This is a genomic window from Mycoplasma sp. 13536, from assembly GCF_055523495.1.
The window spans coordinates 291,359-302,555 of sequence record NZ_JBVFVC010000001.1 but is presented as its reverse complement, the minus strand read 5'-3'; the positions used below and the strand labels follow the sequence as shown (position 1 = coordinate 302,555).

The following is an 11,197-nucleotide window of genomic DNA, read 5'->3' as shown; positions in this document are numbered from 1 at the left end:
ATTTTGGCATTTTATTTAGTATAATTTATATACATTTTATAGTTAGATTCAATAATTTAAAATTAGGAGGAAAAATGGCTAAAATTATAAAAAAAATTATTTTAAGTAGCACAGTTTTGGTAGGTCTTTCACCTGCTTTAATTTCATGTTCAAAGGAGCCAAAACCTGAAATTAATAACCCAAAACCAGGCGAATACAAAGAAAACACGGATTTTACAAATAAATTACAAGTAACTAAAAAAGAGAACCCACAATTTGAGTTGCAATCAACTGAGACTATTTCATTATACAATGTACCAATTTCACCGGTAATTAAGGTTTGAACCGGTGAAATAATTTCAAAAAACTCACTACCATCAGAAGTAAGAATAGTTGACCAAAATAACAATGCTGTATTTAGAAAAGTTAATTGACAACTAGAACAAGAAATAACAGTTTACAATGATATGAAAATTGAAGGTACTGTTTTACATGATGGTAAAAATATGCAAGTTAATGCTATTGTTTTACAACAACGTAAATCTTTAGCAAATGACAGTAATTATGTAATTCGTGAAGATGGTCTAAAAGTCGATCAAGACAAGAGCACTAAAGACGGGGATGCAAATGTAAACACGGCAAAACAAAATTTACTAAAACTAATTGATCGTTCAGGTCAATTTGGGGCTAGTGGTTCAAGATGAGACAATTGGAAAACATTTGGACAAGAACAAGATAATAACTTAGTTTTTCACTGAGACAAGCTTACTAAACTTTCAAGAGTTGAAATTTCATTTTGAATCGCGGCAAACAAAGAAGGATCTGCAGGGAAGTTACCTAAGAATATTTACATATGGCATTCAAATGATGGTATAAATTGAACAAAAGTTAGAAATCAAGATAGGACATCTGATGTAGATTTTGGACCAATGGAACGAAATAACAATAGTGGTTGGTCAAATGCTGCATTACCTAAAAATATTCATTTTGATGAAGTTGAAACACAATGGCTTCGTATTACTTGAGATCCTTCTCAAAATGATAAAGGCCAAAACTATATTTTGGGTATCACAAACATTTTCTTTAAAGGCGCTAAATCTGAAGAGTCTCTTATCTTTAATCAGTCTAAAAACATTTATAAACTAAAATATCAAGACAAAGAAGTTGATCAACCAGAAAAAGATACTGTGCTGGAGGTTAATGATTTTTCTGGTGATATAGCAGTTTCTACTAACGGTGCGTCATATGATATTCATTTAGTTAAAGAAGAAACAAATCTAAAAAAATATCTTGTTGTTGTTTATAATGATCTAGGAGATTATTCAACTTATAATTTAACACTTGAACAAAAGGGGAAATAATATGAATGTTAAAAAACAACTTAAAAAATCATTTTTATTAAGTCCCGCTTTTGTTATACCATTTACTATTTCTAATAACACAGAAGTAAACCATAGTGATATACAACAATCTTTTAAACAAAACGAGTTAATTAAATACCTTCCAGTTAAAGAATTTGTTTATAAAACAGAATATTTTACTGTTCTTAATGATATTAATATTGTTTCTAGTGAATTAGATCAAAATCCTTTTTTATTAGACTTTAAAGACTTTTTGGAAAAACAAGGGTTTAATGTTTCGATTTCTAACCGCTTAGATAAACAAGTTACTAATATTGTCTTAAATCTTAGCTCAAATAATGATTTATTTGCAGGCTATGATATAAATAATGAATTCAATGATTTATATAATGATGAATACTTTATTGAAGCGGAGAAAAATCACTTTTTTGTACAAACTAAAGGTCAAAAGGCGACTGCTTATGCCTTGAATGACCTAAAAAGTATTTTTCTTAATTTAGATAACAAATCATTTAAAAGTTTTAAACTACATAATTATTTTGATATTACTAACCGTATTGTTTATGATGCTAATAATTTTAGTTTAGAAGATTTAGAAGATAATTTAAAAAATGCTGCAAGTAACAAATTCAATAAATATGTTTATTTAAATCCTGACGAGACTAATTGACGTGAAGACTATACTAGTACTGAGTTAAATAAAATTAAAACCAAGGTTGAATTAGCAAACAAATATAATCTTGATTTTATTTATGCGCTTGATATTTTAAGAAACCAACCAATAACGGATGGTGAATATTATGAATTCGATTTTAATATTTTAAAAACTAAAATACAACAACTTACTGATTTAGGTGTTAGTGGTTTTGCCGTTGTTGTTAAAAATACTGCCGGAGTAAACTATACTTTATTAACTCGGATTATTAATGAACTTAGTGAATTTTTAGAACCAATACAAAAAGATTTGTATTACTTTACAAGTATAGCAGCAAATAGCATTAATACATCATTTGCAACACTTAAGGATCATGTTACCTTAGTTAATTATGGTGCTACTAAATACGGTGATTTTGATAATGAATTTATTGAGAGATATTATGTAAATAATAATAAAAAAAGCGGGATGGTTTTAAATTGAGCAAGTGGTTATAATGAAGGTTTATTAAATTTTGATGTTCTGAATAATTTAAACATTACAAATAACTCATTAGCACAATCAAGTTCTTATACAGTAGCACTAGGTAAATCAACTGGATTAAACAAACTATATTTAAACCAGTTTGCAAGTTTATGATACTTAAACAGTGATAATAAAGAGCAATTTAAACTTAATGCAATTAAAAATGCCTTTACTTCTTCTAATGTAGTTCTTATAAATGCTTTTAATAATGTTTCAAAACATATTATTAATACTAAAATAAATAATAGTACAAAATCAGTGGACTGATCCGAAAGTTCTGATGTTGCGAATTTATTTGATGCCTTAAGTTCTAAATATAATGATAAAAGTTTTAGTAATTTAGAAATTAATGACTTTAAATATTATTTTGAAGTACTAAAACAAGATATAGGCTTGCTTTTAAATAACAAGAATTCATTAATTGTAGACCTTAAACCTTGATTAGAAAAACTTTTATTAATTTCACAACTTAATTTAAAAATAGCTGAGATTTTAGAATATTTTAAGGATAATTTAACCTCAAGAACACAATACTCTATAAATGAAGCAATTAATTTATATAAAAAAATAGATACTTTCAAGGTCAATGAAGCGCCCATTAATGGAGCAAGTAAATTGCTCTTACCAAAAACAATTGAATTATTAACAAAAGTATATGGAAAACCACTTCAAAATATTTCTATGCAAACTACACCTACTGTTGTTTCTAATAGTGGAAGTGGCGGAACATGATTTACAGATGGTCAATTCACCCAAGCTGACACAGGTAATTTAAGCACAACAGGTGGCAGATGGCAAAATATTTTTGACACAGACCCAAATTCTGAATGAGTTATTAAACCCGGAACAGATCCTAACTTCCCAGTAGATTGATTTTTTACTGTAAAATATCCATCAAGGAGAAATATTACAACAGTATTAATTGAACAAGCCGTTAACCATCCAAATACAAGATTTACAGACTTTTCTTTAGAATATTATGATTATTCAACAAGTTCATGAAAAGCATTTAGTTCACACCATTTAGGCAATGCAGCTCGTTATGTTGTAGGTGGTTGAGCACCTAATACCGATAAAATTAGAGTTCGTAACCATAAAGTTGCTGATCCAAGTTGGAGAATTGGTACTATTTTGGCGGCAGGAGAAAATTCAGTTTTTAATGATTTAGGTTTAACTGCTCATACTGTTAATTTAGATTTATCTACTGAACTTGAGGGTAATAATTTAGAAAATATTGTTGATAATAATAGTTCAACATATGCTCGTTTAACACATAAAGGCGGAGGAAATATACGTGCTAATGATTCATTAGATATATTATTTCCAATTTATAAAGAATATGCAAGATTGAGATTAGTTCAAGAACCTGGTTTATTATTAAAAAACTTTAAAATACAAAAGATTGTAAATGGTGAATATACTGATTTGGGAACTGAATTTAGTTCTGATAATGAAGTGATTAATATAAACATTCCTCAAAGCACAGGAAAACTTAATGGAATAAGGATTATAGCCACCCAAAATAGTGATAGTGAATGGGGTATAAAATCCGCATATTTATTTGATAAAATTGCTTCCGATATTAATTACACATATACTTCAAACCAAGTGAATCAAGATAATTTTATTGCTGAATTTGAAGCGGGAAAATTTACCTTAAACAACAAAAGTCAAACTACTTCTCGTATAACATTACAACCAAATGAAATAGTGGGCTTAGATTTCAAAAAGTCATTAATGATAACTAAAGTTAATTCAAAAATTAGCAACGAAAACATCAAATATTTCTACTCACATGATGGTTATCGCTGAATTGAGGTTGCAGATATTAATAATTTAGATAACAATTTGCAAGCGAAATATTTTGGGTTTAAGAATTCTTCGGAACAACCAACTGAGTTTACCTTTAGCAATTTGGAAGTTGTTACAGAAGATTCGCAATCTATAGGTAAAGTAGATTCATCGACAGTACCAATGAAAAATAAAGCAAACGAAAAATTTGAGTTTGACAATGATTTTGATAAGGGAAATGTTTTTGTTAATCCTAAAAATGGTCAATATATTATTTATGATCTTGGGAAAGAAATAGATATTGAATCCCTAAGAATTTATGCTTCTAATAAAACAGAGCATTACCCAAGAAATTTATCAATACAATTATCAAATGATAAATTAGAATGGCGCCCAGCTTTTGCAATTAATGACAAAAATTCAACCACAAATACACAGGTTTTAGGTGATACAATATTTGGATTATTTGATGAAAAACACCCTGATTATAGATATTGAGGTAATGATAAATTAAATATTAAATCAGCTCGATTTATTAGACTAAATATTCTTGCTAATTATCCGGCAAACAAGGATTTAGAAATTAGCGAAATTGTGATAAACAATCAAAAATACAACAATGTAAGAACAGATGTTTATGAATTTACTGGTTCAGAAGTCTTAGATATTGATAAAAATAAGAAAGTTGAAAATTTAACCCAATTATTCACAGATAAAAACGATGTTAAGAAAGTTGCTCTTAATGTAAATAATGCAAACTTCACAAATAAGAATTTAGTAATTTTCACTGACAATCCAGTTGCCAATGCCTTTGTTAAATTAGAAGTAATTAATAAAACATCAGGGCAAATCAGTGAAATAATTCTTGGCGAATTAATTTTAAATTTAATGAATTTTACATTACCTAATGATGCTGATTTAAGTATTCAGAAAGTTATTTTTACTTGGCAAGGTGAAAATCCACTTGTACAAAGCATTTATTTAACAGATTCGACTAATACTCAAAAATCAACTGATGAATTAAATCAACTGATGGCAAATATCCCTGGTTCATTTGAGAGTTGAAGCGATGAAAACAAAACTCAGTTCAATACATTAAGGGCCAACATTGTCAGTTCACTTAAGTATGAATATCTTAGTCAAGAAACAATTGTGGAATTCAAAAACGAGCTTTCATATTTATTAAACAAATATTCTGCTTCAGCACTTGATACATCTGAGTTGTCTTATCTAACATCACAAGTTTATTCAAATAAGAATTCAATATATACTGAAGATTCTTATAATATTTATTTACATGCTTTAGAAAATGCACGTATTTTATTAGCTAATAAAACAAATCTAAATGAAGTGAATTATAACCAAGCTATTCAAGATATAACTAAGGCTCGCCTTTCTCTAGCTCATTCATTTAATACTAAAGCAACATTTTTTACTTTAATTAATAAATATAATGATCTAGATCGCAGAAATTATACGAATGAAACATTAGCTCCACTCGATGAATTAGTTTCAATTAATGCTCACTTAGTTACTGCAAATAACATAGATAATCTGGATTTAGATACACTTTCTTTAGTTAATAGTAATTTATTTGATGCTTTTAATAAACTAAAATATAATGAAGTTATTCAATCATATAAAACTTTAGAAGAACTGATCAAACAAGCCAAAAAACTTGAAGATTCTTACAAGGAAGGATGAAATGATCCGCTCAAAGAACTAAGAAAGCAAATTGAATCTTCCGAAACAGATTTAGTAAATTCAGGGCTCAGCACATCTAACAATGCAAATGTTAAAAATTCAGTAACTTTATTAGAAAAAGCTATTGATGATTTTAAACTACTTGTTTCATCAAAACGTGAAAAATTGAAAAAGCATCTTGACGATCCATATATTAATATGTCTCACTTCTTTATTAAAAGTACTGCTGATGCATATGCAAGTCAATACTCTAAAGCAAAACTTGTTTACGAAAATGAAAAAGCTGGTGAGTTAGAAGTTGAGAATGCTACTGTGGCAATGAATAATGCTCGTTTAAATCTAGAGGTAAGCAAAGATTACTTTAATTATCTTATGAATTCAGTGGAAAATAAAGATGTTAAAAGTGCTTTTGAAGAAAAAATGGCCGAAATTTCTAGTAAACCAGAAGTATTGCAATTCTTGCAATTAGTTAGCAATTATATAACACCAAGTTTCTACCGTCCTTTGGAGGCTGGGAAGTCTGCATTTATAAAACAACTAGCTAAGTATAAAAACCAAGACTTAGTAAAAGAATTAAGTTACAATATTAACCGAACATATACTTATGAATCATTTGAGCAAGCTAAAAATGAAGCACTTGAAAAACTTGATAATAGCGAAAAAACTGCTTTTAATAAAACAATAATAACCCCTATTAACCGTAAAATTACTTTAGGATTTGTATCCGCCATGTTTGCAACATTAACATCTGGATTCTTTGCTCTATACTGATTTAAAATACGTAAAAAGAAACAATAAATAAAACTGGAGAGATAATCTCTCCAGTTTTTTAGATTAATAATTATAATAATTCAATTCCTTGTTTTTTAAGTTCATTACGGTAGTTTTCAGGTCAAAAACTAGCTTGAACTTCACCGATATGTTTTTTTTCTAATAAAAACATACTCACACGGCTTTGACCAATACCGCCACCAATAGTTAAAGGTAGTGTATTTTCAATAATTGCTTTGTGATATGGTGAGAGGTTTTTAACTTCTTCTTGTGTTTTATTGCTTTGGCTTACAATAGAATTTTGATCAACTCTAATGCCCATTGATGAAATTTCAATAGCTTTATCATGTACTTTAGAATAAACAAGTAAATCACCATTTAAGTTTCAATCATCATAGTCAAAAGCTCTAAGAGAATGAATTAAACCTGATTTAAGTTTATGACCAATTTTAGATATAAAAACAGCACCTTTTTCACGAACAATAGCATCTTCTCTTTCTTCCAAGGTCATAGCAGGATATAAGTCTTCTAATTCCTGTGAACTAATGAAAAAAACTTCTTTTGGTAAATTATTTTCAAGAACCGAAAATTCTTTAACTAAGTTTTCCTTTGTCTGGTATAAGGCAGAATATATTTTTTTTACTACATTATGTAAGAAGTCAATATTGCGATCACTTTTATTTATAATAACTTCTCAATCCCATTGATCAACATAATATGAATGAGTAAAATCAAGGTCTTCTTCCCGGCGCACTGCATTCATATCAGTATATATACCTTCGCCTGGTAAATAATTATATTGTTTTAAAGCATGCCTTTTTCATTTAGCGAGTGAATGAACGATTTCTAAATGAATATTTGGTTGTTCCTTAGGCGAGAAAGACACAGGAGCTTCACCGTTTAAACCATCATTTAATCCCGATTCTTTTAATAAGAATAGTGGAGCAGTTGCCCGTGTCAAATTCAACTTTTCCCGGATCAAAGCTTGGAAATTCTTTTTCAAAGATTGAATTGCTTTTTGTGTTTCTTTAATGTTTAATTTTGATTTATACATGGAGATATTATAGCAAATAATGCATCACACTAATTAAAAATAGTTATGTTTATAACATAACTATTTAAGTGTTTTATTAACCATTTGCATGAAATCTTGGTTTGAGGAATCTTCCATTGTTTGAAAAACTTTAAGCAATTCCTTAGTTTGTGAACGTGATAATTCAGGTTGCACTACTTTTAAGATTAATTTAAGGTCTCCCACACGGTATTTGCTTTGTACACCCTTACCACTAACTTTAATAACTTGTCCTGATTCATAAGATTTTTTAAGAGAAATGGTTACTTCGCCATATGGAGTTGGCACTTTAACATTATTTTCAAGCATGATATCAATAATTGAAACTGGGAATTCTAAATATAGATCATTGCCACGACGTTCAAAATATTTATGTTTATCAACGGAAATATAAATATATAAATCTCCAGCAGGGCCTCCATTAGTTCCTGCTTCACCGTATCCTTGGAGTTTTAATACAGCTCCATCTTCAGTTCCTGGAGCAATTGGAATTTTAACATTTTTATTAGTTTTTATATATTTATTACCTTTACAGTTACTACATTTTTTAGTAATTGTTTTACCTTCTCCTTGGCAAGTATTACATACAATTTGTTGTGTAGTAATTCCGAAAAATCCACGACTTTGTTTTGTTGTATAACCAGCTCCTTTACATGTTTGACATGTATGAATGTCGTTTTTTGATTCAGCGCCTGATCCATTGCAATGTAAACAAAGGCTATATTTAGGAATATTTTTTTGAATTTCAATTCCATTTATTGCTTCCATAAATGATATTTTTTGAACACTTTTAATATCTGCACCTCGTTCAGCATAGCTGGCACGTCTAGATGATGAGCCAGTAAAGCCACTAAAGATATTTTCAAATATATCACTAAAGCCACCAAAGCCTGAAGCATTAAAGCCTTGGGCTCCAGCTCCATTATAACCGTTGGCAGCTTCATGTCCGTAATTATCATATAAATTACGTTTTTCACTGTTTGATAATACTTCATATGCTTCATTAAGCTCTTGCATTTTTTTATCACTTGTTCCATCTTTTAATTTATCAGGGTGGTATTTTTTAGCAAGTGAACGGTAGGCTGTTTTTATTTCTTGGTCTGTTGCATTTTTATTGAGTCCTAAAACTTCATAATAATCTCTTTTATTATTCATGATATCTATTTTAGCACAAAACATATTTTATTGCTAATAAAAAATAAAAAAGAATATAAGAAAAATATTCGGATTGCTCCGAATATTTTGATTTACAAAATAACATGATTTTTCCTAGAATCAACCCCAAAAATTAGGCATTTTAATTTCTTGAGTTTTTCCGTCATATGTTACTTTTATAATAGCCTTAGTTGGATCAAATAAACTGCTAAATTCAACATAAAATCCAAATTTATTTCCATTTATTAACTTTGAACCATTTTTAACATAAGCATTAAATTTAACTTGGTTTGTTGAACCATTAACAGGTACTAATTTATTGCCTTGTATAGTGTATTTCATAGTTGTTTTAGGACTATCAGGGTGTGATAATTCAATTGTTACTTCTTTACCATTAAGAACATTATTTGTTAAAGACTGTCTTGTTCCATTTGAATTTAAGACATTGCTATCAAAAGAAACATATTTATTTCAAGTTCCTCTTCTTCAAATTTCGTTTTGTTGTCATTTTGTTAATTGTACATCATTAGACTGTCTATCTTTACCCGCGACTTTGAAGTATGATCCATTTTTATAACCATTAAATGACATAACGATACGAGATTTAGATGGATCCCACCTTGTTCCTAAACGCAATTGGAATGTTATATATCCTAATTCATCATCAGCTTTATAGGTATTTGCGACAACGCTAAGATCTGCCCTATTAGAACCTAGGTTAGAAATGACTTCAGCTTTATTGGCATCTACTACATATGAAACATTTCCGGTGCTTTGACCTTCTTGTTGAATTGTCATATTTAAGTACATTTTCATATTACCATTTTTTCCAAATTTATGATTATTTGGAATTACTACTTGGTAAATTGGAACTAATCATAGTTCATTATCATATGGATATACTTCAGTATATTCATTAGTTGCATAAATATGCAAATATGGCTTTCCAGTCACTGGATTAACATTAACTTTATATGAAGCGTTTCTAGCATTTACATTTTTCTCATCTAATGGGATAAAAGCAAAATCTTTTACTGCAGATTCAAAAGGTTTTTTAACTTCTGGTTTATAAGTTTCTACACTTGCTGCTAATTTTAATAATTCGCCATGGCTCATTTTTTCTAAAGCAGTTTGTTTTACAACATGGCGGCTTGTTGGTTTAATGGTAATTTCTCTACCACCAAGACCAATTTCGAATTTAAAGTTTGCTGCTGTTCAAGCATAATCACCAGCAAATTTAACATCTAGTGAATATGTCTTTGTAGCTTGATTAAATTTTCCATTTTCAAGCCTAGCTCCAGTTGCTTTAAAACTAGTTGTAACTTCTTCAACTTTATTTGTGTATCCTAAATACATTACATTATCTCCACCATTTATATTAGGATGCTGCAATGTAAAACTAATAAATGAATACATTGATTTAAGGTCATTTATTTCATTATCTTTTAATGCAAAACTAACATTTACTACATGGTCTTTTTTACCATTTTCTGTAACAGTTTTATCAAAATATGCAGTATCATTACTTTTATTTGTATTAGCACTTAATCCAATAATAGGCAGTGCTACTAATGAAGTAGATAACAAAGTAAAAGCCTTTTTAAAACTTTTTTTCATAATTTTAGCTCCTTTTGGTAAAGTTAAATTGAAGCTTTACCAAAGTAATTATACTAAATATACAATTAAAACCCATTGTATTGTAACTTTCTAAATAAGAAAACATATTATTCACTGTTTGGATTTGAATATAAAAAGTGAATAATATGTTTTTTGTTTGTTAAATTTAATTCAATTATATTTATTTAAATAGTTTTTATATTTTGAATTTTATCAAAAAAATATAAAAAAACAGCGGCTTCCTATTTTCACCTTTAGGCTATCGTCGGCGTAAAGAGGCTTAACTACTGAGTTCGGAATGGTATCAGGTGATCCCTCTTGCTTTAACCACTGATAATAGTATAACACAAAAAAATAAAAGTCAAAATATTTTTTTATTTTTTTTGTTCTGTTTTTTGGAAAAGTCATTTTCAAAACATCAACAAAATAATTGTTTTTTAATTTTAACAGTTTTTTGTAGTTTCTCATAAACTCATTTTAAAAAAATTATACTATAATATTAGTATACAAAATATTTATAAAGGCAAATATGACTAAAATTAATCTTAATACTTTTGTAGATGATAT

The 11,197-nt window shown here is 28.5% G+C and carries 5 protein-coding genes and 1 rRNA gene; 2 read left to right on the top strand and 4 right to left on the bottom strand.

Annotated features, from left to right (window positions below; all coding sequences use genetic code 4):
• Window positions 1-74 precede the first annotated feature (74 nt).
• Window positions 75-1,340, top strand: a complete 1,266-nt coding sequence (locus AC0B4N_RS01215; RefSeq protein WP_465102093.1) for a fibronectin type III domain-containing protein — start codon at window positions 75-77, stop codon at window positions 1,338-1,340.
• 1 nt (window position 1,341) lies between these two features.
• On the top strand, window positions 1,342-6,813 hold the full coding sequence (locus AC0B4N_RS01210; RefSeq protein WP_465102092.1) for a beta-N-acetylglucosaminidase domain-containing protein: 5,472 nt from the start codon (window positions 1,342-1,344) through the stop codon (window positions 6,811-6,813).
• Between the two features lie 43 nt (window positions 6,814-6,856).
• Here AC0B4N_RS01210 and asnA read toward each other — a convergent pair whose 3' ends face one another.
• From asnA to rrf, 4 genes are all read right to left on the bottom strand, one after another.
• Window positions 6,857-7,840, bottom strand: a complete 984-nt coding sequence (gene asnA / locus AC0B4N_RS01205) for an aspartate--ammonia ligase (RefSeq protein ID WP_465102091.1) — start codon at window positions 7,838-7,840, stop codon at window positions 6,857-6,859.
• Window positions 7,841-7,900: 60 nt separating this feature from the next.
• Window positions 7,901-9,013, bottom strand: a complete 1,113-nt coding sequence (dnaJ, locus tag AC0B4N_RS01200) for a molecular chaperone DnaJ (protein ID WP_465102090.1) — start codon at window positions 9,011-9,013, stop codon at window positions 7,901-7,903.
• 114 nt (window positions 9,014-9,127) lie between these two features.
• A complete protein-coding gene (locus tag AC0B4N_RS01195) occupies window positions 9,128-10,630 on the bottom strand; it encodes a hypothetical protein (RefSeq protein ID WP_465102089.1) in 1,503 nt (500 codons plus the stop codon).
• A gap of 229 nt (window positions 10,631-10,859) precedes the next feature.
• Window positions 10,860-10,965: ribosomal RNA gene (gene rrf / locus AC0B4N_RS01190) — 5S ribosomal RNA — on the bottom strand.
• Between the last annotated feature and the right edge of the window lie 232 nt (window positions 10,966-11,197).